The 15,768-nt window shown below is 64.8% G+C and carries 16 protein-coding genes; 8 read left to right on the forward strand and 8 right to left on the reverse strand.

Annotated features, from left to right (window positions below):
- Positions 1-3,021 carry a D-2-hydroxyglutarate dehydrogenase YdiJ gene (ydiJ, locus tag IAE34_RS23075; protein ID WP_200141275.1) on the reverse strand — a complete coding sequence of 1,007 codons (3,021 nt, stop codon included), beginning with the start codon at positions 3,019-3,021 and terminating at the stop codon, positions 1-3.
- 181 nt (positions 3,022-3,202) lie between these two features.
- Here ydiJ and IAE34_RS23080 point away from each other — a divergent pair, with 181 nt between their 5' ends.
- Positions 3,203-4,084: a LysR substrate-binding domain-containing protein gene (locus IAE34_RS23080; protein ID WP_200141276.1), complete on the forward strand. Its 882-nt coding sequence runs from the start codon at positions 3,203-3,205 to the stop codon at positions 4,082-4,084.
- A 71-nt stretch (positions 4,085-4,155) separates the two neighbouring features.
- Here IAE34_RS23080 and IAE34_RS23085 read toward each other — a convergent pair whose 3' ends face one another.
- The 6 genes from IAE34_RS23085 to IAE34_RS23110 form a co-directional block, all read right to left on the reverse strand.
- The gene (locus IAE34_RS23085; RefSeq protein ID WP_200141277.1) at positions 4,156-5,577 is read right to left on the reverse strand and encodes an amino acid permease; all 1,422 of its coding nucleotides are present in this window, start codon (positions 5,575-5,577) and stop codon (positions 4,156-4,158) included.
- 682 nt (positions 5,578-6,259) lie between these two features.
- Entirely contained in the window at positions 6,260-7,342 is a 1,083-nt protein-coding gene (gene rluB / locus IAE34_RS23090; RefSeq protein ID WP_200141278.1) for a 23S rRNA pseudouridine(2605) synthase RluB, read from the reverse strand.
- Positions 7,343-7,495: 153 nt separating this feature from the next.
- Positions 7,496-8,260 carry an SMC-Scp complex subunit ScpB gene (gene scpB, locus IAE34_RS23095; protein ID WP_200141279.1) on the reverse strand — a complete coding sequence of 255 codons (765 nt, stop codon included), beginning with the start codon at positions 8,258-8,260 and terminating at the stop codon, positions 7,496-7,498.
- 16 nt (positions 8,261-8,276) lie between these two features.
- The gene (locus IAE34_RS23100) at positions 8,277-8,975 is read right to left on the reverse strand and encodes a segregation and condensation protein A (protein WP_200141290.1); all 699 of its coding nucleotides are present in this window, start codon (positions 8,973-8,975) and stop codon (positions 8,277-8,279) included.
- Positions 8,976-9,094: 119 nt separating this feature from the next.
- Positions 9,095-9,724: an L-threonylcarbamoyladenylate synthase gene (locus IAE34_RS23105; protein ID WP_200141289.1), complete on the reverse strand. Its 630-nt coding sequence runs from the start codon at positions 9,722-9,724 to the stop codon at positions 9,095-9,097.
- 13 nt (positions 9,725-9,737) lie between these two features.
- Positions 9,738-10,598, reverse strand: coding sequence for a PHP domain-containing protein (locus tag IAE34_RS23110; RefSeq protein ID WP_200141280.1), 861 nt, complete (start codon positions 10,596-10,598; stop codon positions 9,738-9,740).
- 67 nt (positions 10,599-10,665) lie between these two features.
- Here IAE34_RS23110 and IAE34_RS23115 point away from each other — a divergent pair, with 67 nt between their 5' ends.
- From IAE34_RS23115 to IAE34_RS23130, 4 genes are all read left to right on the forward strand, one after another.
- A complete protein-coding gene (locus IAE34_RS23115) occupies positions 10,666-11,262 on the forward strand; it encodes a septation protein A (protein ID WP_200141281.1) in 597 nt (198 codons plus the stop codon).
- Position 11,263: 1 nt separating this feature from the next.
- A complete protein-coding gene (locus IAE34_RS23120; protein ID WP_200141282.1) occupies positions 11,264-11,563 on the forward strand; it encodes a YciI family protein in 300 nt (99 codons plus the stop codon).
- 114 nt (positions 11,564-11,677) lie between these two features.
- Positions 11,678-12,055, forward strand: coding sequence for a translation initiation factor 2 (locus IAE34_RS23125; RefSeq protein WP_200141283.1), 378 nt, complete (start codon positions 11,678-11,680; stop codon positions 12,053-12,055).
- A gap of 7 nt (positions 12,056-12,062) precedes the next feature.
- On the forward strand, positions 12,063-12,740 hold the full coding sequence (locus IAE34_RS23130) for a response regulator transcription factor (RefSeq protein ID WP_200141284.1): 678 nt from the start codon (positions 12,063-12,065) through the stop codon (positions 12,738-12,740).
- 52 nt (positions 12,741-12,792) lie between these two features.
- On the opposite strand, the gene IAE34_RS23135 is transcribed toward IAE34_RS23130, so the two are convergent.
- Positions 12,793-13,542, reverse strand: a complete 750-nt coding sequence (locus IAE34_RS23135; protein ID WP_200141285.1) for a sulfite exporter TauE/SafE family protein — start codon at positions 13,540-13,542, stop codon at positions 12,793-12,795.
- Positions 13,543-13,657: 115 nt separating this feature from the next.
- Between IAE34_RS23135 and IAE34_RS23140 the strand changes: the two genes are divergently transcribed.
- The 3 genes from IAE34_RS23140 (at position 13,658) to IAE34_RS23150 (ending at position 15,675) form a co-directional block, all read left to right on the forward strand.
- Positions 13,658-14,614 carry a LysR family transcriptional regulator gene (locus IAE34_RS23140; protein WP_200141286.1) on the forward strand — a complete coding sequence of 319 codons (957 nt, stop codon included), beginning with the start codon at positions 13,658-13,660 and terminating at the stop codon, positions 14,612-14,614.
- A gap of 54 nt (positions 14,615-14,668) precedes the next feature.
- Positions 14,669-15,124: a MarR family winged helix-turn-helix transcriptional regulator gene (locus tag IAE34_RS23145; protein WP_200141287.1), complete on the forward strand. Its 456-nt coding sequence runs from the start codon at positions 14,669-14,671 to the stop codon at positions 15,122-15,124.
- 122 nt (positions 15,125-15,246) lie between these two features.
- Positions 15,247-15,675, forward strand: a complete 429-nt coding sequence (locus tag IAE34_RS23150; RefSeq protein ID WP_200141288.1) for an organic hydroperoxide resistance protein — start codon at positions 15,247-15,249, stop codon at positions 15,673-15,675.
- The last annotated feature ends 93 nt before the right edge of the window (positions 15,676-15,768 follow it).

Raw genomic sequence — 15,768 nt, forward strand, 5'->3', positions numbered from 1 at the left:
TCACGCCGACAGGTGCTGCAGGATCACCTGCAACGGATGGCGCAGCTGCTTGTCGGCCAGGCGCTTGACCTGGCTGCGGCACGAGTAGCCGGTGGCCAGCGCCTCGTCTTCCTTGTCCAGCTTGCGCGCCCAGGACTGCTCGAAGATGGTCTTCGACGCCTGCTGATTGCGCGCTTCGTGGCCGTAGGTTCCGGACATGCCGCAGCAGCCGGTGGCTTCGGTGACCAGGTCGAGCCCCATCTTGCCGAACACCTGCTCCCACTGGCGCGTGCTGGCCGGCGCGTTGGTCTTCTCGGTGCAGTGGGCCATCAGCCGGTAGCGGCCACCCTGCCCTTCAGCCTGGCGCGGCAGTGCGTCCAGCAACCACTCCTGGGGCAACAGCACCTTGGGGCACGCCTGGAGCCCGTCGACCTTCTGGTATTCCTGGCGATAGACCAGGGTCATCGCCGGGTCCAGCCCCACCAGCGGTACGTCGCAGTCCGCTAGCGCCTGGAGCTGGCGACCATTGCGAATCGCGGCCTTGGCAAAGGCGCCGAGAAAACCCTGGACGTGCAGCGGCTTGCCGTTGGCACTGAACGGCGCCAGGAATACCTGATAGCCCAGGCGCGTGATCAGCTCGATGAGCGCCGCCAGCAGGGGCGTCTCGAAATAGCGCGTGAAGGCATCCTGCACCAGTACCACGCTGCGTTCGCGCTGCGCCGCGCTCAACTCGCGCAAGGCCGGCACACTGGCCACGCGAACGCGACAGCCTTTCAGAGTGGACTGAAGGTTGAAACGGCTGATCAACGGGCTGTCGACCATGCCGATTCGATCGGCGAGCAGCCGGCTGACCCAGCGCGATCCCATCACCGCGTTGTACACACCCGGCGCGTGGGCCAGATACGGCAGGGTGAACTCCAGCGAACCGATCAGGTAGTCGCGCAAGGGTCGCTGGTAACGCCCGTGGTAGAGCTCGAGAAACCGTGAACGGAAATCCGGCACATTGACCTTGATCGGGCACTGGCCTGCGCACGACTTGCACGCCAGGCAGCCGGCCATGGCGTCATACACCTCATGGGAGAAATCGGCCTGGCCGCGCTGCTGGGCCCGGCGGTTGGCCAGACGTTCCGGCAAGCCCTTGAACCAGGAGGTCTTGCGCTGGACCGAGGCGAGCACGTCAATGTCGGCCTCGCCCTGCAGGCGCAGCCATTCGCGGATCAGCGAGGCGCGACCCTTGGGCGAATGGCGACGCTCGCGAGTGGCTTTCCACGAAGGGCACATGGCGTCGTTGGGGTCGTAGTTGTAGCAGGCGCCATTGCCGTTGCAGTGCACGGCACTGGAGAAACTCTGCCAGACGCGCTCGTCGATGTGCCGGTCCAGGTCCCCACGCAGAGGCGCCCCATCGACCGGGGTCAGACCTTCGGCACTGTCCGGTGGCGTGCAGATCTTGCCGGGGTTGAGCTGGTTGTGTGGATCGAACGCGCCCTTGAGGCGTTGCAAGGCCGGGTACAGCTCGCCGAAGTATTCGGGGACGTATTCGGAACGCAACCCCTTGCCATGCTCACCCCACAGCAGGCCACCGTAGCGCCGGGTCAGGGCCGCCACCGCATCGGAAATCGGTTTGACCAAGGCCGCCTGGGCCGGATCCTTCATGTCCAGTGCCGGGCGCACATGCAACACGCCAGCATCGACATGACCGAACATGCCGTAGGCCAGGCCGTGGCCATCGAGCAGCGCCCGGAACTCGGCGATGTAATCGGCCAGCCGCTCCGGCGGCACGGCAGTGTCCTCGACGAAGGGCTGGGGCCGGACCTCACCCTCGACGTTGCCCAGCAGACCCACCGAGCGCTTGCGCATGGCATAGACCCGGGTCACCGCCTCGGCGCCCTCGGCCAGGGTATGGCCCAGGCGCTCGACGCTGGTGTCGCGGCGCAGATGCTCAACGAAGGCCACGACGCGGGCGTTCACCTCGGCCGGCTCGTCGCCGCAGAACTCCACCAGATTGATGCCCAGGGTAGGCCGCTGCGCGTCGGCCGGGAAATACTCGGCGACGCTGTGCCAGACGATGTCCTGCATCGCCAGCAACAGTACCTTGGAATCGACCGTTTCGATGGACAACGGCTTGAGCGCCATCAGCGCATTGGCATCGCGCAGCGCCTCCATGAAGCTGGCATAGCGCACGTTGACCAGCACCGCGTACCTGGGAATCGGCAGGACGTTGAGCTTGGCCTCGACCACGTAGCCCAGCGAGCCCTCGGCGCCGCAGAGCACGCTGTTGAGGTTGAAGCGGCCCTGCTCGTCGCGCAGGTGCGCCAGGTCGTAGCCGGTCAGGCAGCGGTTGAGCCTGGGGAAGGTCGCCTCGATCAGGTCGCCCTGGGTCTGCTGGATGTCACGCGCGGTGCGATACACCTCGCCGACCCGCCCAGGCTCCGCGCAGGCCTGCTCCAGGGCGGCATCGTCCAGCGCCCGGCTGTGCAGGCGCTCGCCGCCCAGCAGCACACTGTGCAATTCGAGCACATGGTCGCGGGTCTTGCCGTAGGTGCAACTGCCCTGGCCACTGGCGTCGGTGTTGATCATCCCGCCCAGGGTGGCCCGGTTGGACGTGGACAGTTCCGGGGCGAAGAACAGGCCATGGGGCTTGAGCGCCGCATTGAGCTGGTCCTTGACCACGCCGGCCTGCACCCTCACCCAGCGCTGCTCGACGTCGATCTCCAGGATCGCGTTCATGTGCCGCGACAGGTCGACGACGATGCCATCGGTGAGTGACTGGCCATTGGTGCCGGTGCCGCCGCCGCGGGGCGTCAGCTTGATCTGGCGAAAGCGCGGCTCGGCCATCAGCGTCGCGACCCGCACCACATCCTCGGCATCCTGGGGGAATACCGCAGCCTGGGGCAGGCGCTGGTAGATGGAGTTGTCGGTGGCCAATACCGTACGGGTGGCGTAGTCGGCGCTGATCTGGCCGGCGAAACCGCTGTCACGCAGGGCCTGGAGAAATTCGGGATAACCGGCGGCGGGCGCACGGACGGGCAGCTGGGCGATCATCGCAGGATGGCCTCTTGAAATGGTTTGCTCACGGTTCAGGCGTCGTACCCGATGGCGCCAGGGGCCAAGGATGCGCTTGCGGCATGGATGGACCGGTGCCGGGTGACGACTGACCCAATGTTCCTGTAGTTTGCGGCCCAGGGCAAACGGATAATCCTGCCGCTATCGATGAGTTTCATGAATGAATTACCGGCACTTGACCCCTTCGATGTCTTTGCTGCTGGCGTTCGAAGCGGCCGCTCGACACGAGAGCTACACGCGGGCTGCGGTGGAGCTGTCGCTGACCCAGAGCGCGGTCAGCCGCCAGGTCCAGGCCCTGGAGCAGCAACTGGGCCTGAGCCTGTTTCGCCGCGAGGGGCGTCAGGTGCAGCTGACCGACGTAGGCCGGCTGTATCAGCGCGAGCTCAGCGAGGCGCTAGGCCGGATTCGCAGTGCGACCCTGCAGGCGCTGGCCTATCAGTCGGGCGTGGGGACCCTGCGCCTGGCCACCCTGCCGACCTTCGGCTCGAAGTGGCTGCTGCCGCGCCTGAATGCCTTCTATCAGGCGCACCCCGGCATGCTGGTACACATCCACTCACGCATCGAGCCGATCAACTTCGACACCAGCGAGATCGATGCGGCCATCGCCGTGGCCCATCACGACCTGCCCAACCTCATCTGCCACCGGCTGCATGCCGAGGAACTGGTAGTGATCCTGCCGCCCCAGCCCGACGAAACCGTCGACTGGAGCCCGTCACGCATCAGCGAGCAGCTGCTGCTCAATGTCGCCAACAACCCCCACGCCTGGGGCGAATGGTTTTCCCATCACGGCCTGGCCCACCGCGCCATGCGCCTGGGGCCGAGCTTCGAGCTGACCTCGCACCTGATCCAGGCGGTGCGCGCCGGTATCGGCATCGGCGTGGTGCCGCGGATTCTCGTCGCGGAGGAGCTGGCCAAGGGCGAGTTGTTCAGCCCAGGCCCGGCATTCGCCAGCCAGCGCAGCTACTACTTGGTCTATCCACCGCGCAACGAAGCGTTGCCGTCGCTGCGGGCCTTCCGCAGCTGGCTGCTGGAACAGATCTGAAGCCCTGACGGCGGGCGTGAAAAACCCGGTGACAGTCGCCTGTCACCGGGTTCGGCGGCTGCCGGCGAGGGTTACTTCGCCACGCTGTCCACCGCCGCGTCCAATCGTGCTACACGCCGGCTCTTGAGGGCGTAGAGCCCGAACATCACCAGCAGCCACACCGGAATGGCGTAGACCGAGATCTGGATGCCGGGAATCTGCAACATGATACCCAGGATCAGCACCACGAACGCCAGGCACAGATAGTTGCCGTAGGGGTACCACAGGGCCTTGAACAGCGGCTTCTGTCCGGTGCGGTCCAGGTGCTGACGGAACTTGAGATGCGAGTAGCTGATCATCGCCCAGTTGATCACCAGCGCGGCGACCACCAGCGACATCAACAGCTCCAGCGCATGCTGAGGCATGAAGTAGTTGAGCAGCACCGCGATCAGGGTGAAGGCCGCCGAAGCCAGGATCGCCCGCACCGGCACGCCACGACGGTCGATGTGCGCCAGGGCAGCCGGCGCATCGCCCTGCTCGGCCATGCCGTAGAGCATGCGGGCGTTGCAGTAGGTACCGCTGTTGTAGACCGACAGCGCGGCCGTGAGCACCACGAAGTTCAGCAGATGCGCCGCCACGTCACTGCCCAGCAGCGAGAACACCTGCACGAACGGGCTGCTGCCGTAGCTGCCGCCCGAGGCGGCGATACTCGCCACCAGCGTGTTCCACGGGGTCAGGGAGAGCAGGATGACCAGCGCGCCGATGTAGAAGATCAGGATGCGGTAGATGACCTGGTTGATCGCCTTGGGAATCACCGTGCGCGGCTTGTCGGCTTCGGCGGCGGTGAAACCGAGCATTTCCAGGCCGCCAAAGGAGAACATGATGAGCGCCAACGCCATCACCAGGCCGCTGACGCCATTGGGGAAGAAACCGCCGTGGCTCCACAGGTTGCTCACCGATGCCTCGGGGCCACCACTGCCGCTGGTGAGCAGGTAGGCACCCAGGGCGATCATGCCGACGATGGCGGCGACCTTGATGATCGCGAACCAGAATTCCGCCTCGCCGAACACCTTGACGTTCATCAGGTTGATGGCGTTGATCAACACGAAGAAGCCAGCGGCCGTGACCCAGGTGGGGATCTCGGGCCACCAGTAGTGGACGTACTTGCCGACCGCAGACAGCTCCGACATGCCGACCAGAATGTACAGCACCCAGCAGTTCCAGCCCGACAGGAAGCCGGCGAAGCCGCCCCAGTACTTGTGGGCGAAATGGCTGAAGGAGCCGGCCACCGGCTCCTCGACGATCATCTCGCCGAGCTGGCGCATGATCATGAAGGCGATGAAGCCACAAATGGCATAGCCGAGGATCATCGATGGACCGGCGGATTTCATCACCCCGGCCGAGCCGAGGAACAGGCCCGTGCCGATGGCACCGCCCAAAGCGATGAGCTGGATGTGGCGGTTCTTCAAGCCACGCTTGAGTTCGCCTGACGACTGCGAAGGTTGTCCACTCATGAACGAAGTCACCTGCTTGTTTTTATCTGTGACGGAATCGGACCCGCGGCGCTCGTGGCACTGCGGAATGGGGCAAGGTGGTTACCTTGGGTTCCCGGACCCAGGCAGCGCACCGGCGCAGGGCCTGGGGCGAGTCAACCGGGAGTCGGCGAGAAGGGGTGATGCGCGAGGGGGTCACAGGTAAAACGCGGCGCATTGTATACCCCTGCGAGCGCGCAGGCATCATCGCATCGCGTCGTTTCCTTGGGAAAAGACGCAAGGTTCCTGGGGTGAAGGCCGGTTATGGCGTGCTGATCGGCGTACATCGCGCCTCCATTTCTTGTTTTGCCGCTCGGTAGGGGCCGGGCGGATGCACAGAGCAATAGGTAGCACTATCGGGAAGTGCGCTGCCGCACACAAGGACTGCGGCATGCGCGTGCAGGCGCTGTCGAAACCGGAGTGGAAAAATGGCTTTACACTGGCGCGCAAGAGCCCCTGTCAGCGAGCATTTGCACGCAAGCTTTGTACAGATTTCTTTACAAGACAGCTCAAGAACTTTCCACTCGCAAGAAAAACCAGGTCTTACAAGGGCTTGAGTTACTGCGCAGCAACGATGAACACCATTGGGGGGTGGAAAAGCACTGGGGCCGCAAGCGGCCCCAGTTACACAGCTTTCAGGCCGGTGACCCTGTCACCGGTGCCGTCAGCCCCGCGGTTTGCCGCGACCACCGCCATTGGGCTTGTCGCCGCCGGGCCTGGCCGGACGCTTGCGCATGTCACTTGGCCGTTCGGCCACGGTGCTGCCGCGATTGCCCTTGCGCGGCGCCTGCTCACGGGCCGCACGTGCTGGGCGCTCGGAAGTCTCGCGTGGCTGACGCTCGCCGCCTTCCTGTGCCGGACGCAGCGAACGCACGCGCTCGCCGCGACCCAGCGGGCGGGACGACTTGCGCTGCAGGCGCTCGAGCTTGTCCTTGGCCTTGAGGTTCAAGGTCGGCAAGGCGACTGGCTGCAAACCGACTTCGGCAGCGAGGATATCGATCTCGCCCTGGCTCATTTCGCGCCAGCGGCCCATGGGCAGGTCGGAGTTGAGAAACACCGGACCGAAGCGCACGCGCTTCAGGCGGCTGACCACCAGCCCCTGAGATTCCCACAGCCGACGAACCTCGCGGTTGCGACCTTCCATCACCACACAGTGGTACCAGTGGTTGAATCCTTCGCCGCCGGGCGCCTTCTGAATATCGGTGAACTTGGCCGGACCGTCCTCGAGCATCACGCCGGCCTTGAGCCGATCGATCATCTCGTCGTCCACCTCGCCACGGACACGCACCGCATACTCGCGGTCCATCTCGTAGGACGGGTGCATCAGGCGGTTGGCCAGTTCGCCATCGGTGGTGAACAGCAACAACCCGGTGGTGTTGATGTCCAGGCGGCCGATGTTGATCCAGCGGCCTTCCTTGGGCCGTGGCAGGCGATCGAACACGGTCGGCCGGCCTTCGGGGTCGTCACGGGTGCAGATTTCGCCATCGGGCTTGTTGTACATGATCACGCGACGGGTCGCCTCGGCGGCTTCCTCGCGCTTGATCAACTTGCCATCGACGGCGATAGCGTCATGCAAGTCGACGCGCTGGCCGAGGCTCGCCGCCACGCCATTGACCTTGATTCGGCCCTGGCCGATCCAGGCTTCGACGTCCCGGCGCGAGCCGACGCCGATGCGCGCCAGCACCTTCTGCAGCTTTTCGCCGGACGGCGGGATAGGTTGGGTTTCCTGCAGGTCTTTGTCACTCATCTGGGCACCTCCCGGTGTAACAAGCGGTTCGGCGATCGAATGCGCCGAGGGGCGCGCATTGTACGCGGTTCCACGACCACGTACAGGCAGGCGATCGGATTTTTCCGCCAGACGGAATGTCGGCGCGAGGCAGCCGAAATTGTCAGAGGGCCGTCAGGACCGGTCCTCAGGCTCGATCGCGTCGCCAGCTTCATCGCGCATGTCGTCGAAATCGGTCTTGAGCCCCTGCTCCATCGCATCGAGTTCCACCAGCAGACTGCGAAAGCTGGTCTGCTCCTTGGGTGTGTCGGGCGGCTGTTCATCAGCCAGGCTGGCATCGGCCAGTGCCTGAAGGTGCGCAGGCACCGGTGCGTCGTCGGGGTCCTCGAGCAGCCCTTGCGGCTCCATCTCGCGCAGTTCTGCCAAGGCGGGCAACTCGTCCAGGCTCTTGAGGTTGAAGTGGTCGAGAAAGCCCTTGGTAGTGGCGAACATCGCTGGACGTCCCGGCACCTCACGGTAGCCGACGATGCGAATCCACTCGCGCTCCAGCAGGGTCTTGACGATGTTGCTGTTGACCGCCACACCCCGAACGTCCTCGATTTCACCGCGGGTGATGGGTTGGCGGTAGGCGATCAGCGCCAGGGTTTCGAGCAGTGCGCGGGAGTAGCGCTGCGGCCGCTCCTCCCATAAGCGCCCGACCCAGGGCGCGTAGCGCTCGCGGATCTGCAGGCGGTACCCGCTGGCCACTTCCTTGAGTTCGAAGGCACGGCCCGCGCAGGATTTCTCCAGCGCAACCAGCGCCTTCTTGAACACGGCCGGTGCCGGACGCTCGGCCTCTTCGAACAGCTCGTAGAGGCGCTCCAGCGACTGCGGCTTGCCACTGGCCAGCAGAAAGGCTTCGATCAGCGACGCCAGGTCGCGAGGTTCATTCAGGTTCATCGGGGAGGCAAGACCGTCACTCGGCGCGAACGCGGACATGGATGGGCGCGAAGGGCGCATTCTGCACCAGTTCGATCAACGATTCCTTCACCAGTTCGAGAATCGCCATGAAGGTGACCACCACCCCGAGCTTGCCCTCGCCGGCTTCGAACAGCTCGGCGAAGGGCACGAAGCCACCGCCCTTCAAGCGTTCCAGCACCTGGCTCATGCGCTCGCGGGTGGACAGCGTCTCGCGGGTGATCTGGTGGCTTTCGAACAGGTCGTTGCGGCGCATCACCTCGGCCATCGACAACAGGATCTCCTCCAGGGCCACTTCCGGCAGCAGCTTGCGCACCTTGGCCTGGGGCGCCTCCAGTTGCGGCACCACCACCTCGCGGCCCAGCCGGGGCAGCGTATCGATGTCTTCGGCGGCCGCCTTGAAGCGCTCGTACTCCTGCAACCGGCGGATCAGTTCGGCGCGCGGGTCGCCCTCCTCGGCCTCGACTTCGCTGGAGCGCGGCAACAGCATGCGCGACTTGATCTCGGCGAGCATGGCCGCCATCACCAAGTATTCGGCCGCCAGTTCCAGGCGCACCGATTTCATCAACTCGACGTAGCCCATGTACTGTCGGGTGATCTCGGCCACCGGAATGTCGAGAATGTCGACGTTCTGCTTGCGGATCAGGTACAGCAGCAGGTCCAGCGGGCCTTCGAACGCCTCCAGGAACACTTCCAGGGCGTCCGGTGGAATGTACAGATCGACCGGCAGCTCGGTCAGGGCTTCGCCGTAGACCAAGGCCAGTTGCAGTTGCTGCGGATCCTCGCTGACCGGTGCCTGCGCAGCCTCTACCTGGCTCACGCGTCGACCAGAAACGGTGAAGGATCGCCGCAGCCTTCACGGATCAGCTGCGGCTCGGCGCCGGACAGGTCGATGATGGTCGAGGCCTTGAGGTCGCCGAAGCCGCCATCGATGACCAGGTCGACGTGGTGCTCCAGGCGCTCGCGAATCTCGTAGGGATCGGTCATCGGCTCGTCATCGCCCGGCAGGATCAGGCTGACGCTCATCAGCGGCTCGCCCAGCTCGGCCAGCAAGGCCAGGGTGATGGCATGGTCCGGCACACGCAGGCCGATGGTCCGGCGCTTCTCGTGCAGCAGCAGGCGCGGGACTTCGCGGGTGCCGTTGAGAATGAAGGTGTAGGGGCCGGGTACGTGGGCCTTGAGCAGGCGGAAGGTGCCGGTATCGACCTTCGCGTACAGCCCCAGTTGCGACATGTCGCAGCACATCAGGGTGAAGTTGTGGGTCTTGTCCAGCCCGCGCAGGCGGCGCACCCGCTCGATCGCCGACTTGTCGCCGATCTGGCAGCCCAGGGCATAGGCCGAGTCGGTGGGATAGACCACCACCCCGCCCTTGCGGATGATTTCCACGGCCTGGCGAATCAGTCGCGGCTGCGGATTCTCCGGATGGATCTGGAAGAATTGGCTCACTAGGTCGTCCTGTTCATGTCGGCAGAGGCTGTTCATGGTGGAATCGTCGCCACAGCGGTGGCAGATCCTCGGGCAGTGGCCGATAGGCACCGATCTCGCCCCAGGTGCCGGGGCCGTGAAAATCACTGCCAGCGCTTGCCAGCAGGCCGAACTCGCGGGTGAGGATGGACATCGTCCCCACTTGCTCGGGCGGCATCATCCCATTGACCACTTCCAGTGCCTGCCCACCTGCTTGAATATAGTCGGCGATCAGGCGCCTGCGCTTGCTGCGGGTGAGTTCGTAGTGCATGGGATGAGCCAGGCTCACCCAGGCATTGGACTGGCGCAGCGTAGCGACAGTTTCCTCCAGGCTCGGCCAATGCAGCTTGACGTCGCCCAGCTTGCCCGCGCCCAGCCACTTGCGGAAGGCCTCGCCGCGGTCTTTGACATGACCTGCGCGTACCAGGAACTCGGCGAAATGCGGCCGTGCCGGCGCATTCTGGCTATCGCCCAGTTCCTGCTGAACGGCCCTGGCTCCCTCCAGCGCACCGGCCATGCCCTTGCCGGCCAGGCGCCGGGCGATGTCCTCGGCGCGTAGCCAGCGACCGCGGTGCAACTGCTCGATGGCGTGCAGCAAGGGTGGGGCATCCAGGGGAAAATCGTAGCCCAGCACGTGAATGGTCGCCCCACCCCAGGTGCAGGACAGCTCGACCCCGCTGATCCACTGCAGGCCCCGCTCCAGGCAGGCCGCGCGCGCTTCGGGCAGCCCTTCGAGGGTGTCGTGGTCGGTCAGCGCCAGCGTGCGCACCCCGTGTTCATGGGCGCGGGCGACCAGCACCGCAGGCGCCAGGGCACCGTCGGAAGCCGTGCTGTGGCAGTGAAGATCAACATTCATGGAGGAGCGCTTTCGCCGGAATCGATGTTTGTTATTATGCCGTCACATCCCGCTTCTGGCTGCCATTGTGAAACAATTCATCGATTTCATCCCGCTGCTGCTGTTCTTCGTCGTGTACAAGATGGACCCGCGCCCGCTGGAGGTCGCCGGCCACAGCTTCGAATTCGGCGGTATCTACAGCGCTACGGCGATGCTCATCGTCAGCTCGGTGGTAGTCTATGGTGCGGTATTCCTGCGCCAGCGCAAGCTGGAGAAAAGCCAGTGGCTGACCCTGGTGGCTTGCCTGGTGTTCGGTGGCCTGACCCTGGCGTTCCACAGCGAAACCTTCCTCAAATGGAAGGCGCCGGTGGTCAACTGGCTGTTCGCCCTCGCCTTCGCCGGCAGTCACTTCATCGGCGACCGGGTGCTGATCAAGCGCATCATGGGCCATGCGGTGAACTTGCCAGATGCCATCTGGACCCGCCTGAACCTGGCCTGGATCGCGTTCTTCCTGGTGTGCGGCGCCGCCAACCTGTTCGTCGCCTTCACCTTCCAGGACTTCTGGGTCGACTTCAAGGTGTTCGGCAGCCTAGGCATGACCGTGGTGTTCCTCATCGCCCAAGGCGTCTACCTGTCGCGTCACCTGCACGACGCCGACGCTTCCCCTTCCAAACCCAAGGACTGACATGCTCTACGCCATCATCGCCAGCGACGTCGAAAACTCCCTGGAAAAGCGCCTCGCCGCTCGCCCCGCCCATGTCGAGCGCCTGCAGCAGCTCAAGGCCCAGGGACGCGTGGTGCTGGCCGGCCCGCACCCGGCCATCGACAGCGACGACCCCGGCGCTGCCGGTTTCAGCGGTAGCCTCATCGTCGCCGAGTTCGACTCGCTGGCGGCCGCCCAGTCGTGGGCGCAGGCCGACCCTTACGTCGCCGCTGGCGTCTACGGCCAGGTGGTGGTCAAGCCGTTCAAGCAGACCATGCCCTGAATGCCCTGCATCCTGTCCGGGCATGACGTGGCCGGACAGCCCCCTGCAGATCCATTCATCTATCACCCGCGACTGCCGACAACCTTCTGAATCGCACCCGAATCAGGAGTCTCCATGCGTAAAGGTCCGCTGTCGCGACTGTTGTGCTGCTTGTCGATCATCTGCTCGGCGGCCCTGGCCGACCCCACGCCGGTCTCGCCGCAAGCCGTCGGTATCGAAGAACTGCAGCGGCGCCTTCAAGCCAGCGAGCAACAACGCGCGGCCTTGCTCCGGCAACTGCAGGAGGCTGGCACGACGCAAGTGGAGCCCCTGCGCCTGGACAACCGGCGCCTGCAAGCCGCCCTGGACAAGCAGCAGGCTGGCGGGGCACTGGATCTACTCAGCGAGCAGCAGCGGTGGTTCGTGATCGGCGCAGGCGTTGCACTGTTATCGGCGGTGTGCGGTATCTTAGCCAGTGGCGGACACAGAAGACGCCGGCAATGGTTGAATTGAGTGAGTCATGAGCGAGTTGTTACTGATTGATGATGACCAGGAGTTGTGCGAGCTGCTCGGCAGTTGGCTGACTCAGGAAGGCTTTACGGTACGCGCCTGCCACGACGGCGAAAGCGCGCGCCAGGCCCTGGCCGACCAGGCCCCGGCCGCCGTGGTGCTGGACGTCATGCTGCCCGATGGCAGCGGGCTGGAACTGCTCAAGCAGCTGCGCAGCGAACATGCCGAGTTGCCGGTGCTGATGCTCTCGGCGCGCGGCGAGCCCCTGGACCGGATCCTGGGCCTGGAGCTGGGCGCCGACGACTACCTCGCCAAGCCCTGCGATCCACGCGAGCTGACTGCGCGCCTGCGCGCCGTGTTGCGGCGCAGCCACCCAGCCGCGCCCAGCACCCAGCTCGAGATCGGTGACCTGGTGTTCAGCCCGATACGCGGCGTGGTGAGTATCGATCAGCGCGAGATGAGCCTGACGCTCTCCGAGAGCCGCATCCTCGAAGCCCTGTTGCGCCAGCCCGGCGAGCCCCTGGACAAGCAGGCCCTGGCGCAGATCGGGCTGGGCCGCAAGCTGACCCTGTACGATCGCAGCCTGGACATGCACGTGAGCAACCTGCGCAAGAAGATCGGTCCGCATGCCGACGGCCGCCCCCGCATCGTCGCGCTGCGCAGCCGCGGCTACTACTACTGCCTGTAGGCGCTCGCCGACGAGGGCCAGGCAGATCGCAGCCGGGCCGGGTGCGAAAAGCCTAGAGTTCCAGGCCGAGCATCAGCGCACAGACGATCAGAAACACGCAAAACAGCGTGCGCAGCACCTTTTCGGGCAGCGCATGGGCCAGCTTCACCCCCCAACTGATGCTGAGCAGGCCACCGATCGCCAGCGCCAGCCCCATGTGCCAGTCGACACTGTCATGCACGCCATAGGTGATCAAGGTCACCAGCGTGCTGGGAGCGGCCAGAGCCAGCGATAACCCTTGGGCCACCACTTGCGAAGCACCGAACACGCTGGTCAGCACCGGGGTGGCTACTACCGCGCCACCTACGCCGAACAAGCCACCCATGCTGCCGGCGAAGCAGCCCAGCACACCGAGCCAGGGCCAGGGATAGCGCAACTGGTTGCTCGGCGGCGTGACCTTCATGAACATGCGCGCCACGTTCCACAGGGCGAGTACCACCAGAAACCCCACGAAACCCAGGCGCATGGCGCGGGCGTCGAGTCCCACCGCCCACATCGAGCCCAGCCAGGCGAACAGCAAGCTGCACAGTGCCAACGGCAGTGCCTGCCGCACTTCGATCCGGTTGCGCTGGTGATAGCGCCACAGAGCCAACAGCACATTGGGCACGACCATCACCAACGCCGTGCCTTGGGCCAGTTGCTGATCGAGCCCGAACAGCACGCCGAGCGCCGGAATGGCGATCAGCCCGCCGCCAATGCCGAACAGACCGCCCATGGTCCCCAGCACCGCGCCCAATACCCCATACATCAACCACTCGATCATCAGATCCCCACTCGCCCCGACATTGGATAGGCGGATGCTACGCAGTTGCGCCTGGCGGGGAAACGCACAGCAACGCACAATGGCTGTGCGATTCACGCATAGCCAGGTGATCATCATGAATCCGGATATTCTCACCGAGCAACTGAGCCTGTTCCTCGACGTGCTGCACAGCGGCAGTTTTTCCGCCACTGCGCGGCGCTATCCGCTGACTCCGTCGGCAGTCGCCCGGCGTATCGACAACCTGGAGGGTGCCGTAGGCAGCCGCCTGTTCGTTCGCAGCACCCACGCCGTGCGCCCCACGCCCGCAGGCAATGCCTTTGCCGAACGGGCCCGGCGAATCGTCGAGGAGCTGCGCCTGGCGCGCGCCGAGGCGGTTTCGCTGAGCAGCGCCCCGGAGGGTGTGATCCGCATGGATGCGCCGGCGGCCTTCGGTCGACGACACCTGGCCCCTGCCATCACCGATTTTCTGGTCGCCTACCCGGGACTGGACGTGCAATTGCGCCTGATCGACAGCTTCGTCGACCTGCAAGGCAGCCATCTGGGTGAGGTGGACCTGGTACTGCGCGCCGGCCCCCTGGCCGACACCCGCCTGGTGGCCACGCCGTTGGCTGGCATGGTGCGCATCGCCTGCGCCAGCCCGGCGTATCTGGCCAACCGCGGAGTGCCCGGCTGCCCCAGCGAGCTGCCACAGCACGACGGCCTGGACTGGGATGGCCTGGCGCCGCCGTTCGCCTGGCGATTCAGGGTGGATGGGCAGCTACGCCTGTATCGGCCATCGCGTCTGCGCATGACCGCCAACAACGCCGAAGCGCTGGTGTTCGGCGCACTGTCCGGCCTGGGAATCGCCCATCTGCCCACGTGGCTGGTCAGCGACTACCTGCTGCGCGGCGAACTCATACCCCTTTTCTGCGAAAACGGCCTGCCGGAGGTCGAAACCACCGGCATCTACGCACTGCGTCTCGAACATGAAACGAACTCTCGCAGCCGCTTGCTGCTCGAATTCCTCAAGAGCCGCTTCAGCCCGATCCCCCCCTGGGACCTGGCTCTGCGCAGTGGACTGCGCAGTCGATGAGTGCACTAACGATCAGCGTGCTAGATTCCTAACCGAACTCTTTCAAGGACCTGCATGAACGCCGACACCAAAGCCCCTAGCGAAGCGCTGCTGCTGGACAGCCAGGTCTGCTTCGCATTGCACTCCACCTCGTTGCTGATGACCAAGGTGTACAAACCCTTGTTGCAGGCCCTGGGGCTGACCTACCCGCAGTACCTGGCCATGTTGGTACTGTGGGAACAGGATCGCCTGACCGTGGGCGAGATCAGCCAGCGCCTTCTGACCGACCCGGGCTCGCTGACGCCCCTGCTCAAGCGCCTTGAAAGCGAAGGCCTGCTCAACCGTACCCGAAGCCGCGAAGATGAGCGCGTCGTGCTGGTGGAACTGACGGAAAAGGGCAAGGCCCTGCGCGACGAGGCGCAGAAGGTGCCCCACTGCATCCTCGAGGCGTCGGGACGCACAGTCGAGCGTCTGAGGAAGCTGCAGGCTGAGCTGCTCGACCTGCGCGAAAGCCTGCAAAAGAACCTGTGAGCCATCATCGGCATCGTCGAGACACGACGGACGGTCGAAAACTATATTGCGCGCAATATAATTGCGCGCTAAATTGAATTCCACCTTATCCGCGCCCAGGCGCAACCCTCGCGAGGCTCCACATGCACAAGGTCACTCCGCTCTATGTCGCAGAAGCCACCTCCACCGGTGGTCGTGATGGCAAGTCGCTTTCCAGCGACGGCAAGCTCGACGTCAAGCTCAGCACGCCGAAGGAACTCGGCGGCGCGGGTGGCGAAGGCACCAACCCCGAGCAGATGTTCGCCGCCGGCTACTCGGCGTGCTTCATCGGTGCTCTGAAATTCGTCGCTGGTCAGCAAAAGCAAACCCTGCCTGCCGACACTGCCATCACTGCCAAGGTCGGTATCGGTCAGATTCCAGGCGGGTTCGGCCTGGACATCGACCTGCACGTCGCGTTGCCGGGCCTGAGCGAAGCCGATGCCAATGCGCTGGTGGAAAAAGCGCATCAGGTGTGCCCATACTCGAATGCCACCCGCGGCAACGTCGATGTGCGCTTGCACGTGACCGTCTGAGCCGGTTCGGCTCTGCCAGATGCAAAAAAACCCGGCCAAGGCCTAATGCTGTTCACTTAAGCGGAGCAGCCTTACGATCCACCGGATACCGGG

The organism is Pseudomonas sp. S30, from assembly GCF_016518545.1.
Lineage (GTDB): Bacteria > Pseudomonadota > Gammaproteobacteria > Pseudomonadales > Pseudomonadaceae > Aquipseudomonas.